This window comes from Levilactobacillus brevis ATCC 14869 = DSM 20054, from assembly GCF_001433855.1.
In the GTDB taxonomy this organism is placed as follows: Bacteria; Bacillota; Bacilli; order Lactobacillales; family Lactobacillaceae; genus Levilactobacillus; species Levilactobacillus brevis.
Window position 1 is genome coordinate 323,247 of sequence record NZ_AZCP01000003.1, and the last position, 24,872, is coordinate 348,118.

The following is a 24,872-nucleotide window of genomic DNA, read 5'->3' on the forward strand; positions in this document are numbered from 1 at the left end:
CAACAAAAAACGATGACCAGACCTGAATTGTCTACGTCATCGCTTTACGTAAAACGTATCTTACGTTTGGAGTGGATCGGTCTATCGTAATAGAACCGTCCGAATTTTTACTTGGAGGAGTAAAATTATTAACTTATTCGGTTGTTTGGTCGTAAGTTATGGATTCATAATAACAGCAAATTGTGAAGAAAGTGTGACACTGGTAGCAAAAATTAGTTTTCACCTGCAATTTCTTGCATGTATAACATTTGATCGGTAGAAACCTGTTGGTAAAGTTCCTCAGCTATGGCCGGTGAAAGCTCCTGAGCACTGCGCTTTTGACGAATATAAGTGTATTCGTGCTGGAAGGCTTGAATAAATAACTCATTTTGCTGATCCGTGGTTTCTTGCGACATAAAGCGACGGTGACGCGCATTGTAATAGTTTCGTACTGAATTGACCTCGGCTTGATTCTCAATACTCGAGACATCGGTGAGAAAGGCAATAACGTTATTGTAGACGTCCTGTTCAATCTTTAGGAAGCTTTCACGACGTTGCTTGTCAGCTTGTGGGTCACGCTTATGCCGGCCGTGATGAGGCGCGGCTTGCTCTTGTTGTAGCCGCTGCTGAATCAACTGCTGCTGTTCTGGTGAAACGGGGTGCCGTTGTAAGCGTTGTTGCTGTTGGGCAATGCGCCGCTTGCGCCGGCCGTGTCGACCAAAACTATGGCTAATCCGGTGGCCCACAAAGCGTAGCCATAAGATTAGATTAGTAAAGGGATTATTGTTGCTCATCCGCGATTTTAGCACTAACATCCGCACGTAACGGTTGGCAAAACCACTGGAAATCACACCATCGTCAGCCAACTTTTGAACGGTTTCCACCTCAATCTGGGTCGCTTGTTGTAACAGCTCCTGGACTTTACGCCGGTCGGGGCGTTCGGTCATCGCTTGACTATTCAGAATTTCAACGACCTTTTGGGCCTGTTCTGGGTAGTCGGGATTTTCTTGGACTAACCGGTCGGTAGCATAGGCAACGAGCGCTTTACGTTCTTGCAACGCTTCAGCTGGGTCAACCGGTAGTTGCTTAGTTGGTAGAATGAATGGTAGTAGTAGAGTTGGCACCAGTAAACTTAAAATGATAACGACTGCGGCGATAAAAATCATGGAATTCCGTAGAGGAAAGGTACTGCCATGTAGCGTTAAAGGCAGGGAAAAGGCCATGGCTAACGTGATGGTTCCATGAACGCCTGAAAGCGCGCCAATTAAGGCATTTTCGCGTCGTTCGGTTGGCTTTGAGTGGATCAATGCCCAATCGAAGCGAATCCATAGGTAGCGCAAAGCCAGCATGACCACATACAAGATGACGGCAAGTAATACGTAAGTGGGAATTGATTTCGTATGATCCTGTTGAATATTTACCCAGACTGTGGGAAGTGACACGCCCAGCAGAACAAAAACAAAGCCATTTAAAATACTGGTGAGAATCCGCCAAGTCGAGCGGGAAACAAGCTGTAGTTGGGTACTGGAGAGACGCAACTGATTATTGGAAAGGCTGTAGATCAGGCCAGCGGCAACAACAGCAAGGATGCCGGATAATCCGAGGTGTTCTGCGGCGAGGTAGATCAGAAAAGGAATCAAGACGTCAAATGGGACAATGACGCTGGTGGAGTCCTTACCGGTCCGAACCAGGTATAACCGGGTCCATACGGCGACTAGCCCCAAGATGAGACCAATTAATAGCCCACCAAAGAAGACGATCAAGAAATGCTTAATGCCATTGCCCAAAGAAAATTCACCAGTAGTAAAGGCGGTTAGAGCCAAACTAAAAGCGACTAAGCCAGAAGCGTCATTAAAGAGGGATTCGCGTTCGAGCATTCCCATCACGCGTTCGGGAACCGCCATGTTGGTGGTAATTGAGGAAACCGCAACGGCGTCCGTTGGGGTCACAATCGCTGCTAAGGCAAAAGCTAACGCTAATGGCATAGTTGCCAGCATAGCATGACTTAGGTATCCCATTAAAACAACGGTCAAAATGGCCAGTAGAACAGCCATTGAGAAGACTGAACCTAAGTTTTCTCGAAGCTCCTTAGCGTTGGCGTTGCGGCCGTCATAAAACATGAGGGGCGCAATGATCAGGAGCATAAAAACTTCTGGTTCCAGGACAAAGTGGTGATAGAGCGGCACCAAAGACAATAAGGCACCAGCAAAGATTTGATAAAAGGCTTGCGGAATGATCGGAAAATAAGGATAAACCGTATTAGCGACAATGGTCGCAAGCACTAAGAGTAGTACAGCGTAAAAGACTGCCAACAAAAATCCCTCCAAGAATTACTAATTGTGGTCTTTATTCTACGCTATCAGCGATATAAAGGGAACGTGAATTCTTGTCAAAATGGGAATGTGCGAGCTCATTGTTAATTGGTGGAAATAAGGGGACTAAAATTTGCTAATGAATATTAATTCATAAGGAATAAATTAATATGCAAAACAGCTAAAATGATACGCCTGGTTGGGTATTTGCCTAATTATGGGGGCATCGAAAAGACTGCTTTCATCAGTTTATCGAGTTTGTGATAACGGAATTGAGTGATATACCAGTCATCATACAAATGATGCACAAAGAATGGTCTTTAGGATGAACTAGTTGGGAAATGCAACCAACTCACCCACAAAGTGGGCAGCTTATTTAGAAACTTTCCAAAAAGGGGTTGATTATTCATTCAATTGTGATAACATATAAGTTGGTTCTATTGTACGATTTGTGATTAATCGGCAACAGGATCAGTTGAAGTCGTTTGTTATCGTTACTCAATCCAACGATAAGGAAGTGCTGAATATGATTAATTTGTACATTGCACCAAGTAGTGCATCCAGTCGGAAAGCGCGGGCCTGGTTAAAGGAGCACGATATTGCGTTTAAGGAACGGAATATCAAGTCCAAACCATTGAACGCTGCGGAAGTTAAGCAAATTTTGCGGTTAACTGAAAACGGCAGTGAAGATATTATTTCTACCCGTTCGAATGTTTTCAAGCAATTACACGTCGACTTGGACAGCTTGTCAGTTAGTCAATTGGTTGATCTAGTTGTGAAGTATCCAGACTTGATCAAACGCCCCATCATCTTTGATGATAAGCGCTTGGAAGTGGGGTACAACGAAGAAGAGATTCGGCGGTTCTTACCACGTGATGTGCGGACTGCAGAGTTACACCATTTAGAATCACAATTAAGCTCATAAATCGAATCGATCAGTTCTCGGGGGAGTGCTGATCGGTTTTTTATTGTTTTCAGATTTGTTAGACCACAGAATGATGTGTGAAAGGGCGTAGCTGATCGAAATTAATTCGGTCGGCTACGCCCTTTTTACGTTAGCGATTGAGTTTTAAGTAAGTTTGAGCCATATGGGCATAGCCCAATTGCTCCAGTGTTTCGGCAATGGTAGCAACAATGGTGCCCGTTGCAACAACATCGAAGCCAGCCAATTGCGCGACGGTTAGACTCTCTACGCGATGAACGACAGTGGGGTCATTCGTTAAGGCGGTGAGTGTCTGGTGAATGCGCCGTGAGTTAAACGGTGTGTGTGCTCCTGCTCGATTCTCCACGGTTAGACCGGTGGGAGTCATTGTTGCCTGTGATCTACGTAAGACGTCCATCTATCCTTGCCCTCCTAGGTTTGCCAGACCTTAATTGATGCATTATCTTTGTTCGTCAAAATCAGCTTATAACTATGGTACGATGAATTTGCGAAAAAAACAACTACATATGGGACAAAAAATAGTTAAATTTCTACATATAGTGGCAAAACCACAGAACGTGGTTCTCTTACTTTTCTGTTAGATTTGTTTCAGTTGTTCTTGGCTGTGAATTAACTGGGTCAACAAGGCGTTGGCAGGTGCGGGGACATGGCGTTGTTGACCTAATTTAGCGACATACCCATTGAGAAAATCAATTTCAGTTGGTCGCTGGTTGGCCATATCTTGATGCATTGATGGGTAGTGATTCCCGTTAACTGCCGCTGGAAATTGGGCTGCAATTAAATCAGTTACGGCAGCTGCACTGAATTGAATCTGTGCGGCGTCGGCGACCGCTTGGAATTCATCGAGGACGGTAGCCGTTAGGGTTTGCCAATTTTTGAGAGCCCCAAACTCACCAATATTGCAGTCAAACAGGGTGCAGTAGGTATTGAGGACGCTGTTCAGGCCAGCCTTTTTCCAAATCGCAGCTAAGACATTATCTGCGGCGCTGGCATTTAATCCAGCTGCATTTAAAGTGGTGATTAAGTCAGCCAAATTGGGGAATTGATCGGGAACGACGGCTTGTAGAGAAATACTCCCCGTTCCAGTGACGGTGATGTGGCCAGGCCCCGTCAAACCAGAAGACCAGACCGTGGTACCCACGACAATTTGGTTCTTGGGCACGTGACGTTCGATGGTTTCGATATTGCCAATCCCGTTGGCTAAGGTTAAGACGATGGGGTGGTTAGTGAGTACAGGGGCGAGTTGCTGGAGCATCGCGTCCATCTGCATGGTTTTGGTAAAGAGAATAATGAGATCAAATTGATCGGTCACCGCTTCAGGATGTTGCGCAGTCATGGTGTAGACGTGATCGACACCATCGTCCGTAGTAACCGTTAATCCGGCCTGATTAATCTGGTCAACATGGGCGGACCAGTTATCAATCAACGTGACTTGATTACCAGCCTCCTGTAATTTGACACCAAATCGGCTACCCATTGCGCCGGCACCTGCAATTGCAATTTTCATGTAAACTCACTCCTTAGGTCGTTAGTTAGATTCAGTGTAGCAGGTTTCAGGGATTTTCGCTGTAATCAAATAAAAATTGACATTACTTATAGACAGGGCTAACATGAAACACAATTATTTGATGAGAAAACAATGAGAAAATAAAAATTGGAGCGATGCGTATGTCACGAAGCGTCAGTGCACAGGATTTATTTAGATTAAAATCAGTCACCCAACCGACCGTTGCTGCTGGTCAAGTTGTGGTTGTGGAAAACCGCGTCGATCAGGCTAGTAACAGTTACTTAGCGGATCTAAAGCGCGTTGATCTGCAAGGCCACCAGCAAACACTTGCCACGACCGGCAAGTTGGCTGTCCAGCCAGTAATTGTGGGGGACCAAGTCTACTATGCTGCCAATGTAGGTGATGCTAAGGCCCAATTGTTCCGAGTTTCTCTAGCTGGTGGGACACCGGAACAGTTAACGACCGCTGCTGAAGAAGCGGTGACGACGGTGTTGGCGAGTGCTGACGGTCAGTATGTCTATTTTAAAACCACGGCGACTGCCGAACAGCCTAAATTACCTAGTCCGCAGGCCTTTCCGCAAACGCGCCACGTTGACCGACTAATCAACAAGGCCGATGGCTATGGTTGGTTACCGCTGAATGTGACCTATCGCTTGCGGTGCTATCAGCCAGAAACGGGCGCCGTAACGGAATTATTTCAACACGGGTTTGACTTTGATGTGACCTCGGTCAGTGCTGACGGACGCTATGTCACAGTCTTACATGACGTCCAACCCGATAACGATCGTGACTTTGCGCGGGGCGCCTATTGTTATGATGCGACAACCGGCGAGACCATCGAGTTGACTACCAGTATTGCCGCTGGACGCTTTGAAGATGCCACGTTATCGCCAGATGGACAACGGGTCGCACTAGTGGGTGATGATGGGACGTTCGGTCGGCATACGGTAGCTAATGTCTATGTGGTTGACCGGACTGGTAACCAGATGCAAAACCTGACAGCAGACTTAGCGGCTGACCCAGCGCCAGAAATGGCGGCAGACTTCATTCAGCAACAAGGAAGCAAGCTGGTACGGTGGTTGGATTCTGAGCGCGTTGTCTTCACAGCAGTCTATCACGCCCATAGTCAGCTGTATGTGGGCAATGCAACCGACGGCATTGAACGTGTGGATAACACGGCGCGGCAGATTGTGGACTTCGATGTGGTTGACGCGCACACGGTGGTCTTGGCGGTATCCTATCAAGATCAACCGAGTGTATTGGTGACCCGCGACTTAACACAACAGACGGAACGGGTCTTATATAATCCTAATGCGGCTTATGAAGAAACCCATACGTTTGCTCACCCCCAACGATTTGACTTCGAGTCGGCTGATGGGCAGGCGTTAGAGGGTTGGTATTTACCGGCCCAAACCACGGCCCCGAAGCAACCGGTCCTGTTGTACGTTCATGGGGGACCACATGGTAACTATGGCGAAACTTTCTTCCATGAATTTCAAGTGCACGCGAGTCGCGGATTTGGCGTGGTATTTTTCAATCCACGAGGGTCAACTAGCTATGGGCAAGACTTTGAAAGTGATGTCAATGGTCACTACGGCGAGCATGATTTTTCGGATGTCATGACGGGTCTGGACGTGGCGTTACAGAAGTTCCCACAGTTAGATGCGGACCGCCAATACATTGCCGGCGGGTCTTACGGTGGCTTTATGACAACGTGGGCGATTGGGCATACCAAGCGCTTTGCGGCGGCGATTGCCCAACGACCAGTGACGAACTGGATTAGTCTGTTTGGAACCAGTGATATTGGGTTTTATTTCAATCCAGAAGAGTTGGGAACGGACCTCTTTGCGGAAGGTGGCGTGGCGTCGTACTGGCGGCAATCGCCATTGGCATACGCCCAGCAGGTCACAACCCCCATTCGGTTATTACACGGCGAGTGGGATATGCGCTGTCCCATTAGTCAGTCGGAGGAATACTTTACCGCCGTTAAACGCCATGGCGTGGATGCTGACATGATTCGGTATCCCCAAAGTTTTCACGGGGTGTCACGAAATGGGTTGCCCAATCTGCGACTACAACGTTTAGACGATATGACAGAGTGGTTTACGGCGCACCCAACAGTTAAACACTAAGTTTACAGTTAGGCTTTGAAAGGTCTGTGGCGAAGGTCACGGCCTTTTTTATTTTGGTGACTGACCTAACCGGTTATTTAAAATTAGATATTTGTTTCGTGAGTGTATGATGAAAGAAGATATGTGATGGCTTGCTGCTGTAGGGCGCGCAACCATTATGGCAACTGTGACGTGCGCAATGAGCACGGGCAAATTGCGAAAAAATAGCAGATCGTTGCTAGGTTGCTTGAAAGATAACCGGTATACTTGCTGAAAAGTAAGGGAGATGGGACAAATGGAAAATAAGTTTAATACGCAATTAAGCCAGTTACGACGACAAGCGGGATTATCACAGGAACAGTTAGCTAGTCAGGTATTTGTAACGCGTCAGTCTGTGTCGAAGTGGGAACAAGGGGAAACGACTCCCGACTTAGATACGCTGATTAGTCTGGCGACGGTATTAGGGGTGAGCCTGGACGAACTAGTCAGTGGTCGCTCAACCGCGACCCATCAGACAGAAACTGAGGCGACATTCGATCAGCCGGAACCGGCAGGGGCAACCACAGGTCACCCGATGAATTTCTGGGAGTTTTTGGCCAATTACTGGTGGGCATTAGTGGCGCTGGCTGGCGTGATTGGCGTGTTCTTTGGTCATTAAACCAGTTTTGTTTGGGAATAAGTGTCTGACGCTCATTAGATTGAGATAAAATAAATTGGAATGTATCTGACGCGCCCTAAAGATAATGACAGTACTGAGCTCATTTGCCGCTTTCCGCCGGGCTACTGTGGTGGGCTACTGTGGTGTGGTATGGTACCACGAGTTAAGCCCGGCAAGAACACTTCCAACCAATCTTAGCTTGGAAGTCATGTGTCTGGAAGATGGGCCCAATACAGCTGATAAGTTTGCGATAGCCACAACCGCTGGCAAACAGACATTAATTTAAGAAAACTTAGAAAGTTGACTTGCTGGCCCTAGGAGTGCCGTTGACCTCAATGTTTCCCCGTTTGGTAGCCGTTGGTTATGTACAGAGGCAAAGGAGTGGGGTATTCTGGCTAGTGGTGGTTTTAAATCGCTAGATTAAATATGAGAGCAGTTATTTATGGATAAAAAAATTATTTCGGGGTCATTTTGGCTCTCGTTTGGTAGTATTTTTTCACGGGTTTTGGGGGTTATCTACCTGATTCCTTGGTTAGCAATGATTGGTTCGCCTCAGCATCAGACTGTGGCACAGGCGTTATTTAATACCGCCTACACGCCGTATGCGTTATTTATTGCACTAGGAACGGCGGGATTTCCCTCAGCAATTGCCCGCCGGGTGGCTTTCTTTAATGGTGAGGGGAGCTTTTTAAATTCCAAGCGAATTGCGTTAACGGGTTTTGGTTTTATGGCGGTGTCAGGCGTGATTTGTGGCGTCCTGTTGTATGGATTGGCGCCCATCTTGGCGGCTAATAGTCCCGTCAGTTCGGTTGCCAATGCCACCATCGCGATTCGTTGTTTAGTACCAGCAATTGTGATTCTACCGTCAATGAGTATTTTACGCGGGTGGTTCCAAGGCAATGGCGATTTAAAGCCATTTGGTATCTCTCAACTATGGGAACAATTTATTCGGATCATTGTGATTTTGGCAGGAACCTACTGGATTATCGAGCGGAGCCAACAGAGCTATGTATTGGCCGTCTTTGTCAGTGTCGCGGCGGCATTTGTGGGGGCGGTGGCTAGTTATGCCTATTTGCTCAGTCATTTGTGGCGGCAACGACATACTTATCGCCAGTTAGCGGCAGCAAGTGAAACGAGCAAGCAGCATGCTGGCCGGGATCTCTTGAAGATGGTCGGGGTTGAATCGATTCCCTTTGTCATTGTGGGATCGGGGATTACCCTGAGTCAGTTAGTGGACCAATTATTTTTCAAGCAGATTATGCAAGGAATCCTGCACCAAACGGCGACGATGACCCAATATGTGTTTACCATCTTTTCGGCTAATCCCAATAAGATCACGACGGTACTGGTCTCGTTAGCGATGGCGGTAGCAGAAACTTCCTTACCGTTACTTGCGGGGCAACTGGCCGATTTGAAAGCCAACCGGCAGCGAATTACGGCGCTGTTGACGAACAACTTTCAATTATTAACCTTCGTCTTACTGCCGTTAGTGGTGTTGGTGAGCTTGTTGGCCTATCCAACTTACGGGATTTTCTTTAATTTCGACAGCGCGGGTGCGACGTACTTGATTGCCAACGGCTGGCAAAGCTTAATCTTAGGATTAGCGCTGGACCTCTTGACCACCTTGCAAGCTTTACGCATGAGTAAAAAAGCGACCATCTACTTATTAAGTGGATTAGGTATTAAGCTGATTTTGCAATTGCCATTAGTCTATTTGTGGCAAGGTTATGGGGCATTATTGACAACTAGCTTGGCCTTTGGCTGGATTATTTGGCGTAGTTGGCACATTATCCGTCAAAGCTATGCCTTGCGTTTACAGCTACTTTGGCCCATTGTAAAGCTTAATGTGTGGTTCGCGGTCATCTTAACGGGGCTGATTGATGGCACGCAATGGTGGCTCGGCCCGCTATTTTTTACGGGAAAGTTCTTGGCCATGATCTATGTCGGTGTTTGGGGCTTGCTCGCCATTGGACTGTACATCTGGTTGGCTAACCGGTTTGGTGTGGCACAGTTGATTTTTAAACGACCGCTGACAGTGCGGCGTTAGTTTTGGTTCACATTTAAGTAGATAGTCGTAGATACAAAACGCCCGGGACGTTGATCCGGGCGTTTTTTTCACAAAAAAACCAGCCACAGATGAGTGTGACTGGTTTAGAAGTCGTTCGTTTATGAAGACGCTAATTAAGCAACTGTACCGACGCGCGCATAACCAACAGCGTGCCACCAAGGGGCGTGAACGGCTTCGGTCACGACACCGCGGTTTTGAGAATCGATCATCTTGCCGCCGCCAACGTACAGACCAACGTGAGAGATAGAGTGCTTGGAGCCGCCGAAGAAGACCAAATCACCCTTCTTAATGTTCTTGTAGCTCACATGCTTGTACTTGTTGTATTGTGCTTGAGCGGTCCGAGGGATCTTCTTGGAAGCGCCCTTTTTGTAGACGTAGCTGGTAAAACCAGAGCAGTCAAAGCGGGAAGGACCAGTAGAGCCCCAACCATAAGGCTTACCCAATTGGGCTTTAGCGACCTTGTGGATCTTGTCGTAAGACATCGTTGCCGCATTGGCATCGACAGGTTCAGTGATGGCAAACCCAGCAATTGCAAAAGCAACAGTGGCAACCAAAGTCAAGATAATATCAGTCAGCGTCTTCTTCATAAATGTAAACAAACTCCTTAATTTTTTTAATGTCTTGGTGTATTAAATATTTTCCGTTTCGAATCAACGTGTTTAATACTATCAGGGAGTTGTTACAGAATTGTCTCAAACCATTATCAATCGGATTAAAGGTGTTGGGGCGGTTGCAACATTTGCCGTTAATTGGCCGGGAAAGCGTGAGGGAAATGCCGACCTGCCGCCATTTCAGGGGTCAATGTGATTTGTTGCAAACGACCCGTTGTTCGGGGAATAAAGAGGTACGACTTCGTATCAAGATCGCAAATTCCCCGGTAGTGCGTGTAATTATGATTCCGATCGTGGCGTCGTTCGGGCTGATAAGGGAGTTGGACTTCGGCTAACCACTGAAAAAGGTGGGTGATAGCCGCGCCGGTGGTGGTTGCTGGCGGATTGCCCCAACGCCGGATAGCCGTGTGAATGAAGCGGTTGGTCGGCACGGGACCGCTTGGTAACGGTTGGCCGCTAACCAGATACGATCGAGCGGCCGCAATGGTTGCTGGTGAAAAGTCTGGGGCGTCAACGGCTAAAAAGTCATTGAGATTTCTCAGGTGAGTAGCCAATATTGGTGTATTAGTGAGGACACCAGCCGGATTTAATTGGGCTGTTAGTGGGCCACCGGTGGGTTCGATGACCAGTGTTTGCCCGGAACGGTCGCTGAGAATCCAATGAAACGGGTAAACGTAGCGGTCGGTCCCCCAGGGCTGATCCACCAACGTGACGTGCGGCAGATCGGCCACAATTGCGGCTAAAGTGGCGTGTTCGCCGAGGGCCCAGTTGATGAAGTCTTGAGGGGTTAGGTTTATTTGGCCTGCTACAGGAGTGGGCGCGTAGTCGACCATCCCGGGTAAATAAAGTTCAGCACAACTGATACCGTTTTCATTAAAACCGTCCGCTAACAGGTAGACCGAAAAATCGGCGGCAATCCGCCCGCCACCGAGAATGGCATACTGGGTGGTCCGGGTGGCATGTAAGGCCGTTTCCCAGTGATAGTAACGGGGTAAGAAGACGGGCCGCCAAGGAGTCGTAGTGGGAAAATCCATCGTCCGGGCGAAAAAATGGTGGCCCGTGGCGGAGGTGTAGGTTAAACTAGTACACACGGGGGATTCCTCCTTTAAAGTAATAATTAGGCTAAGTATACGCCAAACTTGTTGGGAATGACGCTTGTATTCCCAGATTGAATCTCGTAAGCTTAATTGATAAGGCTGATTTTTGGAAGGGAACTGGGAAAATGAAATCGACTTGGAACTTAGTGGGAATGGCGCTGTGGGTGCTGGTCCTCGTAACGTTAATTTGGATGGTGCATGACATGCGGGTTCGCCGCATTCGGCTCATCGTGAAGGAACACCATAGTTTCTCGTGGCGCAACTTGGCTATTTCGACGATTGAACTGGTCGTTTGGCTACTGTTTTTTGGGGGGATGAGCTACACGACGTTCTTTCAAAATGTGAATCAGTTAGGCGACCGGGTGACCCAAACGACACGCTATGAGCCATTGGTCATTAACACGGGCAGTGGGAGTGGCTCGGCTTACTACGTGACGGTCGATAACAGTACGGGCAAGCAACCCGTGCAGACGTATACGTACCTGACTGAGGGCGAAAAGTACGAGGTCAGCAGTACGGATTCGACGGTCTCGGATGGTAAGAAGGCCATTAACCTGCCAGCATCTGCATACAAATGGGACGCTAAAAAGGTTGCGAAATACGATCAACGTCATCAAAAGGCGTGGGTGGGCGTCGTCGAGACAACGTATAAGAAGACGTTTGTTAATGGCATCGGTTTGCACGCGGGGCGCTTGGCTAGTCGCTTTACGTTGATTCGGATTCCCGATCACTCCTTTATGTTACGTAAATAAAAACGAAATTTTGGATGATAAATTAAAAAAGCGGTTCTTGCAGAACGTTAACTTCTGTAAGAATCGCTTTTTTAGCAATGGTATCGCTGATTAAAGTTGTTTTAGTGTTACCTGATTCAAGGTAGGGCGTAGTCATCTGGATTGGCAGTCGCTGGACCATAAGCGTCCATTTGACTGTCCCGATAGTCCCACCACTCATTTTCGTAGCCGACGAATCCGGCCGCTCGCATTGCCTGATCCAAAATTTGGTAATGTCGTTCTTGGATGGCCGTTCGTGGGGCGTCCCGGTGAGCAGCGGCCGTAAAATCGTCAAAGGCCGTTTGCATTTCAAGTTCGTTACCGTCTAGGTCACATAGTGTGAGATCAAACGTGACACCTTTTTGGTGTGAGAAGTTCGGATCGGGTTCCGCAACAAAGCTGGGATCGGGGTAGACGTCAAAGAGTCGGCGCTGGGCGGTTACGGGGCGATAAGCATCCCAGATTTTTAGCCGGTAGCCTTGTTGCCGGAGGGCGGCACTGGCAACGGCTAACTTTTTAGCTGTTCCGGTGCGAGCGATGGCCGTCGTAAAATCATAGACCACTTGGTGAGTAAAGTTATTTGTGGTGGCGTAGCGCAGGTCAACCAAAATGCCGGGGTCCAGCGCTTGGACGTTGGTAAAACCAGTTTCTAGTTCTGACATGGGGCACCTCCAATAAGAAATTACCCCCAGTATACCGGCTTATGATGAGAAAAGCTTGGATTGTGGTTTAAGTTTTGTAAGCGGTTATTTTTGGGCAGAACGCGGGTCCTTAATGAGGAGGAGTGCGACTACGCCACCGATGCCAAGAAAGATCGCAATCATCAAGTCTCCTTGATGCATCCCGGCATTGAAGGCCTGGTAGACGAGATGTTTGATCTCATTAAAGACGGGAAGCTCACGGTAGGCAGCAACCCGGTGATCTGTAAAAATTTGCTGACCAGCAAAGGGTCCGGCCTTGTGTAACATGGTTGTAAGTGGTGCTTTGATGAGGGCGGGTAATGTGGTTAGCTGAGACAATCCATGAGCTAATTTGTCGTTATAGCCGTTAGTGACACTAATGCCTAAGATGACAACACCAAAGGAAATCCCGACTTGGCGAAAGACATTAATAATACCAGAGGCCATCCCGATGTGGCGGTCATCGACTGCCCCCATGGCAGCACTAGAAATTGGCGGATTGACTAAGGCGTTACTAATACCTAAGAGAATGAAACCGGGGTAGAGATAGGCCCACTTGAAGGGGGTCTTAAGCAGGGCATTAATGACTAGGATTCCGGCCATGCCGATGAATAGCGCTAGACTAATTAGCCACCGGTTACCAATACGATCCGAAAGCAATCCGGTGATGGGACCCAATACTAACGTAAAGACGCTGATTAGTAGTAATTTTAAGCCGGTTTCGAAAGCCGAGTAACCCATATAATTTTGCATGAGAATTGAGAGATAAGTAAAGCCGCCATAGAGTCCGGCGCCAAGCGTAAATGCGGCGATGTTAGCGCCAATGAACGTGCGAGACTTAAAGATTGTCAGATCAACCAACGGGGTTTTCACGTGGCGTTCAACGAGGATAAAGCCGCCTAGCGAGATCAGGGCAATGATGAACCAAATTATCAAGTGACTATTGGTCCACGCGTAACTGGGATGCATTTCCTTTTGAATTAATCCCAGGACAGTTCCGAAGATCATGAGCGCACTTAAAAGTAAACCGAGCCAATCCAGTGCGGCCGTTTCTTGCCGCGCACGATCTGTAATGAAGATGAGGCCCATGATAATGGCGAATAGGCCAATGGGAACATTAATCCAAAAGATAGAGCGCCAGCCCCAGGTGTCGACTAAAATACCACCAATGAGGGGACCACCTGATACCGCTAAACCCACGGCGCTGCTCCAGATGCCTAGGGCAAGTCCCCGCTGTTTAGCGGGAAAGGAGGCCGTGACAATGGATAGCGAGAGTGACATCATGGCGGCACCACCAATTCCTTGGAAGCCCCGAGCGAGATTTAGCCAAGTGTCGCTAGTGGCTAAGCCATCGGCGAGTGAACCGATGATGAATAGGGCTAACCCGCCGAGGAAAACCCACTTACGACCGAGTCGATCACCTAGCTTGGAAACGGGGAGTAGCATGACGGCGTAGACCAAAGTGTAGGCATTAAGGACCCACTGAAGGGACGTGAAACTCACGGTGAAACTTTTTTGAATGTCTGGTAAAGCGACGTTAACGATGGTGATGTCTAACATAGCCATGAAGACCGCTAGACTGACGGTTCCTAAGACGTACCATTTAGATTGCTTAGATGAATTCATAATGACGGCTCACTTTCTTATTTAAGTATGTATACACACACATGCACATATAAAATCAATGAAAAGGCAGTCACAGTTTATGAATGACTGCCTTCATATGATCTGTTGTTTGCTCGAATTTAGCGACAATGGCTTCAGTATTGGCCTTATAGAGGACTTCGCGGCCGACCTTTCGCCGACTGACAGCCCCAAAGCGATTGAGGTAGTCTAGGTGACGCGAAATCACCGATCGATTTTGGGGGAAGGCTGCAGCAATCTCCCCAATCGTTTGTTCTCCGGTGCTAGCAAGGAGGACTAACAATTGACTACGTGCGGGATCACTCACCGCATGAAAAAAATCAATATCAACATTATCTTGAATCCATTGGCGACATTTATCGGCATCGTATTGTGTTGTGATGGGTATCACCTCTTGCATTTAATTATATGCATGTGTGCGTACATGTCAATCTTTTTTTAAATGTACGTAACGAAAAAGTCTCAGGCACAAAAGGCCTGAGACTTTTAAGGTAGTCGGAAAGCGCAAAATAATTGATGCAACTTTCACACTTTTTACTTTACACGATTTGGTGCTGAATTTCGAGTAAAAGTTGGACTTGGTAAGCTGACCTCCCAATTAGCGGGCGTGTTCGACCCGATCTTGGGCGTAAATGCCAATGTCGGCCACGTGAATAGTGCCAGCATGTTGTTTACCAATGGTGGTCAATAAGCCAATCTTATTGTAAGCCATAGTGGTGGTACTGTCGGCGACAACTGCGACGCCCATGACGGCGCCGGTATCAGCGTTGATGCCGGATGGAACATCGATGGCGACGGTCTTAGCATCGGCAGCGTTGATAGCGTTAATCGCATCAGCAAATTTGCCGGTAACGTCGCGGGTCAGTCCAACACCAAAGATGGCATCCACAATTAGAGTGGCGTTAACGATCTGATTGAGATCAGCTGTGACCGGGATATTGTAGTAATTGGCAATCTTTAATTGTTGGCTAGTTTGGGGTGTCGCGTTTTCGGGGTCACCTAAGAGGTAAATGGTGACGTCAATTCCGCGAATTTTGAGGAGGCGTGCCACGGCGATTCCATCGCCACCGTTGTTACCCGTAGCAGCAACAACGACGACACGGTCAAGGTCAAAATCATCATTTAAGAGGTTGTTGAAAGTTGCTAAAGCCGCCCGTTCCATGAGGACCATGGCGGGGATGCCAATCACGTTGGTCGCGTGGGCATCGTAGCGTTGCGCTTCGGCAATCGTAATCGCTTTACTCATTGAAATCCCTCCTTAGAATCGAATAACTAATGGTTGTTGGCCTGTTGCTTTTGCAAGACACGCGATGATAACCGCTGAAGCTGAGCCGTAATGACGGCGTAGTCGAAATCAGATTGATTGGGAGTCGCCTGTTGCCACCAATCGTGTAAGACGGTGATGGCTTGTTGAACGAGTTCTTGCCCAGACGGCGTGAGTTGTAGGCGCCGGTTGCGGCGGTCGCGGGGATCCGTTTCTTTTTGAATCAGTTCGAGTTCGACTAGATGGTGGACCATGCGGGCCATTAATCCCTCATCGACGGCCATCGTCCAAGCCGCCCGGCGTTGATTTAACTGACGCGTTTCGGAGATTAAGACCAGTAAATAAAATTCAGTGATGTTAACGGGCATTTTGTCGGCTTCAAGAAGCTGGTTCATCGCTCGCTGAAACTGCCGGTGGAGGATGGCCAAATTCGTGGTAAAGTCTAATATTGAGTCTTCCATGAGTTGCCCCACCTCCTTGGCAAAAAAGTTATTTTGACTATGCCCTTAGTTTACACCAGATGGGGGTCAACGATAAACGCTTTAGCTCTAATCTGCCGCTGGAAGTGATAGAATAGTAGCAAAACTAATTTATGGGAGGCAACACTGTGTTTATTCAAATACCGATGGATATGGATGAGGTGCAAATGCGCCAGTTACAGTTAAAGCAACACGGAGAGGTCGCCAGTGAAGACGAGATTATTCGCCAGGCAGTTTTGGATATTTGCCAAAACCTCTTGGATCAGATTGAAGATGGACACTATGATTCGGTGGCTTGGCAGGAAGAAACCTTGACGGTAACGGACATCAATGGCGACCAAATGGCAGTGATTAAGCCGCAAGGGGCATCGTTCGTGGCTGACTTTCGGCAGAATGCGGATACTACGCTACAGCGGTTAGAACAGGCCGCGATTCAAGCATCTGGCGCACGGTAAAAAATGGGGTAGCGCTTTCTGTGATTTTGGATTACACTAGAAGAGATCAAGCGCCCTTAGTGTAATGGATAGCACATGAGATTTCGGTCCTCATGATCCGAGTTCGACTCTCGGGGGGCGCATTAGGTTAAGCTGTTGAATTAATAATATTTAATAGCGATAAGTTGATCTCTTAATGGCATACGAAAATTTATTTTGTGCAAGTTTTCGATGTTCGGTTCTTAAGGTTACGCTTGTCGCTTGCTTTTGCACTATTTAATTGGTTTTTAAACTTCTCGTGTGTTGAAAGAAATGTAACATTAGGAACGTCAACGTCAACGTCAACGTCAACGTCAACGTAAATCTAAATCTTGGCTGTTGTAGTGTCAGAGTGTGTGCTTTTTAATTTTCAAGCATGATTGCGCCACCTTTCGGGGAAACAGTTTGGTCAATTCAGGATGACGGTCCCTGATGATTTTTAGACAGCTGTTAAGATAGAACAGGTTGATCGATTTCTCTGGTGTCAATTGTATAGGTAAAGATGAATTGTGTTGAGAATGGGCAACGGTAAATATCGTTGTCTATTTTTTTGCAATTGTTTGGTAAAAGCTTTCTATTTAGAATAACTTGACTTCAATCGTTTTGATTGCCGATGAAGGCTGATATAATAGTGATTTCGAACCTGATTAGATTGTTTAGATGAAAAATTTTTCCAAGAAATAGTAAAACAACGTTGTATTTTTTAATACAACGTTGTATAGTTATGGAGTTAAATGAAAACGTTTTAACTATTAGGAGTGAATGAAATGTCCAATACAATTTCAAAAAAAAGTCCAGTAATTATCAGTACCGATCCTGGCATTGATGATGCCGTGGCCATTGCGTTAGCTACCGCTAGTGATAATCTGGATGTTCAACTGATTTGTCCAGTTGCAGGAAATGTGGGGCTAGAATATACCACGCTGAATACCCAAAAAATTCTGACATTCTTCGAGAAAAATATTCGAATTGTTCCGGGAAGTCGGCAACCGCTATTGCGTCAACTGAAAGATGCCAGTTCAGTTCATGGAAAAACAGGGATGGAAGGTTACGACTTTCCAGAACCAACGTTGGTTCCGGATACCTCAGTCACGGCGGCACAAGCTATGCATGAGGTGGTCACTACTAGTGAATTTCCTGTCACTTTAATCGCAATTGGTCCATTGACGGATATTGCGTTGTACATTCATCAGTACCACCAAGATTTACCTAACATTGACAAGGTCGTCATGATGGGTGGTGCATTGGGCCGGGGAAATTTCGGTGTTTTGTCTGAGTTTAATTTTGGATCAGATCCGGAAGCTGCCAAGATCGTTTTCCAAAGTGGTTTGAACCTGCAAGTAGTTCCAATGGAAATTGGTCGGCAGGCTAAGATCATGCCAGCTACATCAGCCAAAATTAAAGACTTTGGGAAAGTCGGCGATATGTTTTATCAGTTATTTTCGAAGTACCGCGGTGGTAGTTTCCGCACTGGCTTGAACATGTATGATGCTTTAGCAGTTGCATTGGTCCTGGTTCCCGATATTTTTGAAACCGTTGACACCACGGTGGCGATTGAAACACAAGGTCGATTAACAGCAGGAGCATCACTCATTGACTTAAAAGGGTACTTACACCAAGAGGCAAACGCTACGGTGGCTATCAGCGTTGATTTATCAGCGTTTGAAGACTGGTTCGTCAGGGCCATTCAAGAGACAAACAATTAGAAATGGGGGAATATTAAATGAATGCGTTACTAATTTCGATCATTGGAATTATCGCCGTTAGTATTTTGGTATACATGTTATTAAAGAAAAATGACATTAAGATGACGTTGATGTCATTGGGTTTGATCCTCATGTACGTTGCCGTTCTGATGGGCCAGAAGCTTCAACTGACGGTCAGCACGGGAGCTAAATGGTTAGATCCGTTCCAAGCACTAGTTGATCAATTCTCGACAACGTTAGTCGGTCCCGGGTTTGTTATCTTAATTTTGGGTGGGTACAGCGCCTACATGAACCACATTGGTGCTAACCAAGTGACCGTTCACGCGTTGACGAAGCCAATCGCAAAAATAAAATCAGTTTATATTTTGATTCCGATTGTGTTCCTAATTGGAAACTTACTGTCGTTGGTGATTCCGAGTGCTTCTAATTTAGCTATTATTTTATTAGCAACCCTGTATCCAGTGTTGCGCTCGGCCAACATGTCGCGATTGAGTGCGGCCGCAGTTATTGCAACATCGGCAACGATTATTCCAACACCGTTGGGTTCTGATAATGTGGCGATTGCAACCCAATTACATCTACCTGTGACGGATTACGTCTTCCGGTACCACGCTATGGTTTCGATTCCAACTTTGTTGGTGATTGCGGTAGTTCACTACTTCTGGCAAAAGTACCAAGATAAAAAGCACTTAGAAAACTTATCTTATGAAGATGAATTAACTATGGCAGATGCTACTGAAAAAGCAGCGGTAACAGAGACAATTCACCGTTCAGTATTTGGTAATTTCGTTTATGGGTTGTTGCCATTGCTTCCAATTGTTTTGTTATTAATTGTCTTCTTCGTTAACATTGTGGCACACAAGAACTTAAATATTAGTGTGCAAGTAGTGTCCCTGATTAGTTTTGTAATTGCTGTTCTGGTCGAATTGATTTCTAAGCGCAAGTTACAGATCGTTTTGAAAGAAACGAGTGCCTTCTTTAACGGGATGGGAAATGTCATGGGTATCGTAGTTCTACTGGTCTCTGCGTCTGTCTTCGTCCAAGGGCTGACTTCCATCGGAATTATTGACATGATTCAAAATATGATGAAGAACATGAGCAGTTCTGGGGTGATCCTGCCAATTATTATGGTTATTTTTACAACGATCATTGTTCTATTAAGTGGGTCGGGCATGGCGTTACTGTTTGCAATGATTCCATTGATTGTACCGCTGGCAAAGGCCGCTGGAATTCAACCCGAGGCCTTATCCGTACCCATGCAGTTATCTGGTAACCTCTTACGGGCGGTTTCACCAGTTGCTGCGGTGGTCCTCATTGTAGCAGGAACTACCAAATTGTCACCGGTTTCAATCGTAAAACGAACATCCGTCCCGATGATCTTCGGGACGATTATGATGTTAGTACTTTCTTTGATGATGTTCTAAGGAGTGAGTGTCTCATGTTGAAACAGTCGCTATTACGTGTGGCGCGCACGACAGACCTGGTTGAAATGAAGAACCTGTTAAAGAACGCTAAACAACAGATGCAATTGACCGGTGTTCAGCAGTGGACGTCCCAATACCCGACGGATTCCGAGCTAAGAATAGATATTCAAGCCGCATCATTACTGGTATTGGGTGAACCGATTATTGGGGCTGTTACTGTGGCTCAACGGACGGATGTTTGGGTGTTTAAACGCCTGATGGTACACGAAGCGGGCCGTGGTCGAGGATTGGCCACAAAAATCTTGAGTGAATTGATGATGCTTGGTGCTTCGCAAGGTGTTCAGCACTTTCAGATTGCAACGCATCCCACGAATGTGGCGATGGTTCATTTATTGCGTAAATTGAACTTTCAAGAATGTGGCCGTTATATAGCACCGGGCCGTGAGCAACTAGGAGAGTTCATTCAATTTGATCGTTTGACAGTCTCTTATTAAGCGTGTAGTCTAAAATGAACATTAATACGATAATGAGAGGGTTTAACTATGCATCGATCGCCAAGATATGTCCAGGTCTATAATCAGATACTTGCCATGATTAAAGGAAAAGGCGCGCAGTTTGCACCGGGGTCTAAGCTTCCCTCAGAAGAGACAATGGCCAATAGTTTTGACGTGAGTCGTGTCACGTTACGAACGGCACTGTCACTGTTAAAAGAGGATGGAGTGATTCGAAGTGTTCACGGGCAAGGTCACTTTGTGAGCGATGATTATGACGGTGATGATCAAGGAATTGAAACGATGGAAAACCCACTATTGAAATCGTTGACGACGGGGTATGAAACTGTTGAAACGTATCATTTTATCAATAAGCCGAGTTCATATACGGATGAGTTGCTAGGTGCTGAGAACCAGCTCTACCTCACCGTTAACTTATGGTATCGTAGTGGTAACGGTAATGTAGCAAACGAGCTTACCATTATGCGTCCGGGCCTCATTGCGGAACAAGGTGGAGATTTAGAAGATGCTGACTGGATGCAAAACTTCTTGGAACGGGGAATCTATCAGTTGGCAGCGAGTTCTGAATTAACGGTAACGTTATCTGATCGGCCAGTTACGACGTTTAAACGGCCGTTTAAGGGGAGTATCCCATTGATGCTTATGACTGAAGATCTGTTCACAACGGATGGAACGTTATTGGCGCAGAATAAGTTCTATGTTCCGGCTAAACAGTTTCGGGCGCACCTACATCGATATGCGAACCGTAATTAAAGAGAAGAACGCCCAATTAGTTAGTTGCACTTAGTTAGGTGTTTTGCTTTTCGTTGTTTGATAATTCGTCAGAAGTAAAAAAGGCCTCGACTACTCCACATAGTCGGGGCCTTTGATGTAGCAATGCTACATCTTTCTTCGCAAAGTCATTATAGCATGAAAAGAAATTTTCTACACATATTGTGTAGAAAAGGCCACACATATTGTGTACAAGAGCAAATAAAAACTGTTAGCCGTTAAGCTAACAGTTCCATAGTGCTTACCGTGTGATACATAATCATAATAAAGTCAGTTATTGGCACGGTTCTTTGGCCGTTGGCGTTAAGGACGTGCGTACTGATTCCCGCGAGATGCTCGCGTGGCTCCGCTGGATTGAGCTGCTGACTCACTTTCGTAAGTATAGTTGTCGGGGTTCGTAACCTGTGAATAATACTTATGGCTATCAGAAACGTATACCATGCCGGCTGCGGCGACGGTCCACTGACCTGATTTCGTCCCTGAATGAGTGGTTGATCGGGCTGTGGCGTTTGTTTTATGGTTTGCACTGCCGGTACTGCTCCCGTAACCGTGGCTGGAGGTGGTGCGGGTTGCCTGACTGGACCGGCGGCTGGTCGATTTAATTGGTTTGGCATTGTTGTTGCCGGTATTGTAGTTAATCTTGATACCTTCAGCTGAGTTGATCACAGCGACCGCCGTGTTGATCTGTCCATCTGATGACTTAATGTCCACGATGGAACCGCGGGGGATGGTTTCACTGTGATAATAGAGTGGTGTCGTTTCGTACTTGATGGTATCACTGGTGTTCGGGTTGGACGCCCAATAAGCTTCCGCGGTCTCTTCAGCATAACGCATGCCACCGTCCTGGTCCGCGCCAACATTTTGCGGCCGGGTACCAGTGGTGAAGTTGTTTTCTGATGTGTAAGATTTGGCGCCCAGTAGGCTATCGCCGATGGAATGGCTGCGGTTATAGAGATAACCGTGGTAGGTATGACCGGTGAAGGCATAGCTGATAGCGACTTTGGGATTGGTCGTTGGCCAACTACTTGGTTCTAGTGGGGAACCTTGGCGGGAACCCCGTGAATCGGCGTATTCGCCGTAAGTCAAAACTGCGCGGGCGGTGCCGGCACGCCCCTGAGAATCACTAGCAAAATGGTAATCACCAGATTTGAGATGTTTGAATCCGGTGGTGTGGGACTTACCTAACTGCCAATAATAGTCTTGAGTCGGGCCAGCCGATTCATGATTGGTATAGCTGACAAGTTTTTTAAGTACCTGACTGTTCCGAGACGTGGTTGCCGTGGCTGTTGGGGCTGTTTTATGCTTAGCTGTGGGCCGTTTGGCCGACTTATGCGTCGTAGCCGCATGCTTGGTTGCCGTGACGGAAGCGTCGCTTGACGAGTTGGACATGCTGGCTTTATCCGAGTTGGTCTTGGCAGTTGAGTCACCGCCGCCTCCTATACCGATGAAGATGAAGGCGACTACTAAGGCGATTAACGCATTGCGTCCCTGGTGGTTAGTGTTGCGGTGACCGATTTTATTGACAACCCAGAGTACGCCTAAAATAATGGCGATGAGCAGACTGAGTCCGCCAATGAATGATGCGAATGATGACATGAAAAGTTCCTCCTCGGGAATTTAGGTATTTGGATAGAGTGGTTATGTAAGCAAGCCCAGTGGTCATTTTACTAAGATAAAACAGTGCCATTAAGGTTATCGCTTTGCATAATTAAGCATACCAGAAATTCAGCGGCGAAAGTGAAGTTTGATAATCAAAGAACGAAATTAATTGGTCTATGAACTCTTGAAAAGCCGATGTTACTAAAGTGTTCGGGTTAAATGGTTTTTAGTTAGCATCACTAGAATAGTCTGAGGCAATAGGGTATATGGGTAGAGCTTATTTACATGGACGTATAAAAAGGCCTCGTCTACGTCACGTAGTCGAAGCCTTTGGTGTAGTAATGCTAAATTTTTTACGAAGTCATTATAGTGTGACTGAGAGTTTGGTAGAAGCTTACGATGCCGACATAAAGCAAAATAAAACTGCTAACTGTTAAGCTAAAGTCCCATCATCCTTGAATCCCAATATGATTATCCCTCGGGAAAGAAAATGGCTTGATACATGAAGTAAGATTTGCCATTGACCTGATAACCTGCCGAAATATCAATACTATCGGTTTCGGCTTTGTCTCGAGCAGTTGCTGTGACGGTAGCGTAGGTCCGATACAGACGTTTAATAGTCGTTACATATTGCGCTGTACCAGTTTTACTGGTCCGTTTTCCAATAGTATTGGGAACGGGTTGTTTAGTGTAAAGGTTGGTTTTACCATCAGCAGGGCCGGTGACCTTTGTGATTTTAACTGAGGTAGTTGGTTTGGGATCAACGACAGTCGAAAAGACCTTAGTGTTGGCATAATATTCCAAGTAGCCATCGCTGGTAACTGTAATACGAGCAGCCTTAGCGGATAGTAGGTCGGTTTCCTTAGGATATTGTTTACCCGCATAAAGGTTACCATCAGCTGTGTAATTGACACCAATGTTATCAGCATAGGTTAGTTGGGTACTGTAGTACTTAACGTACTGTGGTACTTTCACTTTTTTAAAATTACTGGTAGTCAAAGCGATATTCTTAGTTGATCCCTCACCATGTCCGATGTAGTTATGACGTAGATGGTAACTTAATGTGTTCAAGTAAATGTGTGTGGTGAGTTTATCATTGATTTTGGAAACGCCCTGGGCTTGGACGATTGTCCCTTTGGGGATAGTTAGAGCGCGTTTGTATTTTGTTTTAGGTAGATTCAATGTGCGTTGCGTGATGAGAAAATTATGGTTTTTGACACCGGTCAGGTAGTGTGTATTGGCCGTAGCGGTTGTACCTCTAGCAAGCAACAGCCCAATACCAATTCCTCCCAAAGTCATAATGATTGATTTTAAATGCATAACAATAACCTCCGGATTGGTTTAGTCGACTAGTTAGCACTAGGAAAGTATTCTGAAGTAACCATGAAATATTGTTGATCACCGACTAGATAGCCCGCCGAGACATAAATGGAACTGAGCTGGGGCTTTAGGCCAGATGTGTAGAGCGTTGTGTAAGCACGATACCGCCGTTTAATAATGGTTAAGTATTGTGCATTACCAGTCTTGCTAACGCGTTTACCGATAGAACTTGGTACGGCTGCTTTAGTATAAAGATAGGTTTTTCCACTGCCACCGGGACGGCTGACCTTTGTGATTTTTGCTGAAACAGATGGTCGGGTGTTAACGCGTAGGTTTGTAATGGGTGCTTTAGTTGTGTACTCTAAGTAACCATCGCTGGTGACTGTGACTAGGTTTGCTTTAGCCTTTGTTTGATCAGCCTGTTCGGGAAATTTAACACCCTGATAAAGTTCACCATTACCGATGTAGGCCCGACCACTATTGATTGGATAGGCCGTTTGAGATGGGTAGTATTTAGTGTATGCAGGGACACTAATCTTCTTAAAATTCGTAGTGGTTAAGGGAATGTTTTGAGTATAGGTATTGCCGTTACCGATATAGGCTTTTCGTAGATGGTAACTCAACGTATTGACTAAAATATTAGTGGTATGCATGGTGCTAATGCCCCCGGCCTGAACAATAGTCCCTTTGGGCAGGGTGATGGATGGTCGATAAGGGGTCTTCTTCAAGATTATTTTACGTTGTGTAATCATGAAGCTGTGATCTTTCACTGTTGTCAAATATGACTTGCTGGCAGCTGCGGTTAATCCGCCAGATAGTCCTAGACTGAGTACGAGACTTCCCAGAACTAATAGATGTGTTTTCAAATTCATTGTATAACTCCTCCTCTGAGTCAAACGATGTTCTCCGCATATTATACGCTGATATGGTAACTTTCGTAGAGT

Annotated in this window: 23 protein-coding genes and 1 tRNA gene; 11 read left to right on the forward strand and 13 right to left on the reverse strand. The window is 46.4% G+C overall.

Annotated features, from left to right (window positions below):
* Positions 1–212 precede the first annotated feature (212 nt).
* Complete coding sequence (locus FC61_RS07325) at positions 213–2,291, reverse strand: Na+/H+ antiporter (protein WP_035464437.1); 2,079 nt, start codon at positions 2,289–2,291, stop codon at positions 213–215.
* A gap of 526 nt (positions 2,292–2,817) precedes the next feature.
* On the opposite strand from FC61_RS07325, the gene spx reads away from it, so the two are divergent.
* Positions 2,818–3,216 (forward strand): transcriptional regulator Spx, encoded by a 399-nt coding sequence (spx, locus tag FC61_RS07330; RefSeq protein WP_011668916.1) that lies wholly within the window; start codon positions 2,818–2,820, stop codon positions 3,214–3,216.
* 130 nt (positions 3,217–3,346) lie between these two features.
* Here the strand turns inward: spx and FC61_RS07335 are convergent, their stop codons facing one another.
* Positions 3,347–3,631 (reverse strand): hypothetical protein, encoded by a 285-nt coding sequence (locus FC61_RS07335; protein WP_011668915.1) that lies wholly within the window; start codon positions 3,629–3,631, stop codon positions 3,347–3,349.
* Between the two features lie 180 nt (positions 3,632–3,811).
* Positions 3,812–4,741: a ketopantoate reductase family protein gene (locus tag FC61_RS07340; protein WP_021741600.1), complete on the reverse strand. Its 930-nt coding sequence runs from the start codon at positions 4,739–4,741 to the stop codon at positions 3,812–3,814.
* A 161-nt stretch (positions 4,742–4,902) separates the two neighbouring features.
* On the opposite strand from FC61_RS07340, the gene FC61_RS07345 reads away from it, so the two are divergent.
* The 3 genes from FC61_RS07345 to FC61_RS07355 all read left to right on the forward strand — a co-directional run bounded on the left by FC61_RS07345 (position 4,903) and on the right by FC61_RS07355 (position 9,557).
* The gene (locus tag FC61_RS07345; RefSeq protein ID WP_035464439.1) at positions 4,903–6,873 is read left to right on the forward strand and encodes a S9 family peptidase; all 1,971 of its coding nucleotides are present in this window, start codon (positions 4,903–4,905) and stop codon (positions 6,871–6,873) included.
* 274 nt (positions 6,874–7,147) lie between these two features.
* A complete protein-coding gene (locus tag FC61_RS07350; RefSeq protein ID WP_035464440.1) occupies positions 7,148–7,510 on the forward strand; it encodes a helix-turn-helix domain-containing protein in 363 nt (120 codons plus the stop codon).
* Positions 7,511–7,952: 442 nt separating this feature from the next.
* Positions 7,953–9,557, forward strand: a complete 1,605-nt coding sequence (locus tag FC61_RS07355; protein ID WP_021741604.1) for an oligosaccharide flippase family protein — start codon at positions 7,953–7,955, stop codon at positions 9,555–9,557.
* A 134-nt stretch (positions 9,558–9,691) separates the two neighbouring features.
* Here the strand turns inward: FC61_RS07355 and FC61_RS07360 are convergent, their stop codons facing one another.
* Together FC61_RS07360 and FC61_RS07365 are read right to left on the reverse strand one after the other, a co-directional pair.
* Positions 9,692–10,165: a C40 family peptidase gene (locus tag FC61_RS07360; RefSeq protein WP_011668909.1), complete on the reverse strand. Its 474-nt coding sequence runs from the start codon at positions 10,163–10,165 to the stop codon at positions 9,692–9,694.
* 158 nt (positions 10,166–10,323) lie between these two features.
* Positions 10,324–11,280, reverse strand: coding sequence for a linear amide C-N hydrolase (locus FC61_RS07365; RefSeq protein WP_039106212.1), 957 nt, complete (start codon positions 11,278–11,280; stop codon positions 10,324–10,326).
* 131 nt (positions 11,281–11,411) lie between these two features.
* Between FC61_RS07365 and FC61_RS07370 the strand changes: the two genes are divergently transcribed.
* On the forward strand, positions 11,412–12,038 hold the full coding sequence (locus FC61_RS07370) for an LVIS_2131 family protein (protein WP_011668907.1): 627 nt from the start codon (positions 11,412–11,414) through the stop codon (positions 12,036–12,038).
* Between the two features lie 116 nt (positions 12,039–12,154).
* Here FC61_RS07370 and FC61_RS07375 read toward each other — a convergent pair whose 3' ends face one another.
* From FC61_RS07375 to FC61_RS07395, 5 genes are all read right to left on the reverse strand, one after another.
* A complete protein-coding gene (locus FC61_RS07375) occupies positions 12,155–12,718 on the reverse strand; it encodes a M15 family metallopeptidase (RefSeq protein WP_015474463.1) in 564 nt (187 codons plus the stop codon).
* A gap of 84 nt (positions 12,719–12,802) precedes the next feature.
* A complete protein-coding gene (locus FC61_RS07380; RefSeq protein WP_021740964.1) occupies positions 12,803–14,362 on the reverse strand; it encodes an MFS transporter in 1,560 nt (519 codons plus the stop codon).
* 70 nt (positions 14,363–14,432) lie between these two features.
* Positions 14,433–14,780, reverse strand: a complete 348-nt coding sequence (locus tag FC61_RS07385) for an ArsR/SmtB family transcription factor (RefSeq protein ID WP_015474461.1) — start codon at positions 14,778–14,780, stop codon at positions 14,433–14,435.
* Between the two features lie 198 nt (positions 14,781–14,978).
* The gene (locus FC61_RS07390) at positions 14,979–15,626 is read right to left on the reverse strand and encodes an NAD(P)H-hydrate epimerase (RefSeq protein ID WP_015474460.1); all 648 of its coding nucleotides are present in this window, start codon (positions 15,624–15,626) and stop codon (positions 14,979–14,981) included.
* A gap of 26 nt (positions 15,627–15,652) precedes the next feature.
* A complete protein-coding gene (locus tag FC61_RS07395) occupies positions 15,653–16,105 on the reverse strand; it encodes a MarR family winged helix-turn-helix transcriptional regulator (protein WP_021740963.1) in 453 nt (150 codons plus the stop codon).
* 146 nt (positions 16,106–16,251) lie between these two features.
* On the opposite strand from FC61_RS07395, the gene FC61_RS07400 reads away from it, so the two are divergent.
* The 6 genes from FC61_RS07400 to FC61_RS07425 all read left to right on the forward strand — a co-directional run bounded on the left by FC61_RS07400 (position 16,252) and on the right by FC61_RS07425 (position 20,991).
* The gene (locus FC61_RS07400; protein WP_035464053.1) at positions 16,252–16,578 is read left to right on the forward strand and encodes a hypothetical protein; all 327 of its coding nucleotides are present in this window, start codon (positions 16,252–16,254) and stop codon (positions 16,576–16,578) included.
* Positions 16,579–16,628: 50 nt separating this feature from the next.
* Positions 16,629–16,700, forward strand: a tRNA-Arg gene (locus FC61_RS07405).
* A 663-nt stretch (positions 16,701–17,363) separates the two neighbouring features.
* Positions 17,364–18,302 carry a nucleoside hydrolase gene (locus tag FC61_RS07410; RefSeq protein WP_021740961.1) on the forward strand — a complete coding sequence of 313 codons (939 nt, stop codon included), beginning with the start codon at positions 17,364–17,366 and terminating at the stop codon, positions 18,300–18,302.
* 17 nt (positions 18,303–18,319) lie between these two features.
* Entirely contained in the window at positions 18,320–19,726 is a 1,407-nt protein-coding gene (gene dcuC, locus FC61_RS07415) for a C4-dicarboxylate transporter DcuC (RefSeq protein ID WP_021740960.1), read from the forward strand.
* A gap of 14 nt (positions 19,727–19,740) precedes the next feature.
* Positions 19,741–20,220: a GNAT family N-acetyltransferase gene (locus FC61_RS07420; protein WP_021740959.1), complete on the forward strand. Its 480-nt coding sequence runs from the start codon at positions 19,741–19,743 to the stop codon at positions 20,218–20,220.
* 48 nt (positions 20,221–20,268) lie between these two features.
* The gene (locus tag FC61_RS07425) at positions 20,269–20,991 is read left to right on the forward strand and encodes a GntR family transcriptional regulator (RefSeq protein WP_021740958.1); all 723 of its coding nucleotides are present in this window, start codon (positions 20,269–20,271) and stop codon (positions 20,989–20,991) included.
* A gap of 321 nt (positions 20,992–21,312) precedes the next feature.
* Here the strand turns inward: FC61_RS07425 and FC61_RS07430 are convergent, their stop codons facing one another.
* From FC61_RS07430 to FC61_RS07440, 3 genes are all read right to left on the reverse strand, one after another.
* A complete protein-coding gene (locus FC61_RS07430) occupies positions 21,313–22,605 on the reverse strand; it encodes a DNA/RNA non-specific endonuclease (protein ID WP_042516706.1) in 1,293 nt (430 codons plus the stop codon).
* Between the two features lie 474 nt (positions 22,606–23,079).
* Entirely contained in the window at positions 23,080–23,928 is an 849-nt protein-coding gene (locus tag FC61_RS07435) for a hypothetical protein (RefSeq protein WP_021740955.1), read from the reverse strand.
* A 29-nt stretch (positions 23,929–23,957) separates the two neighbouring features.
* Positions 23,958–24,800 (reverse strand): hypothetical protein, encoded by an 843-nt coding sequence (locus FC61_RS07440; protein ID WP_021740954.1) that lies wholly within the window; start codon positions 24,798–24,800, stop codon positions 23,958–23,960.
* Between the last annotated feature and the right edge of the window lie 72 nt (positions 24,801–24,872).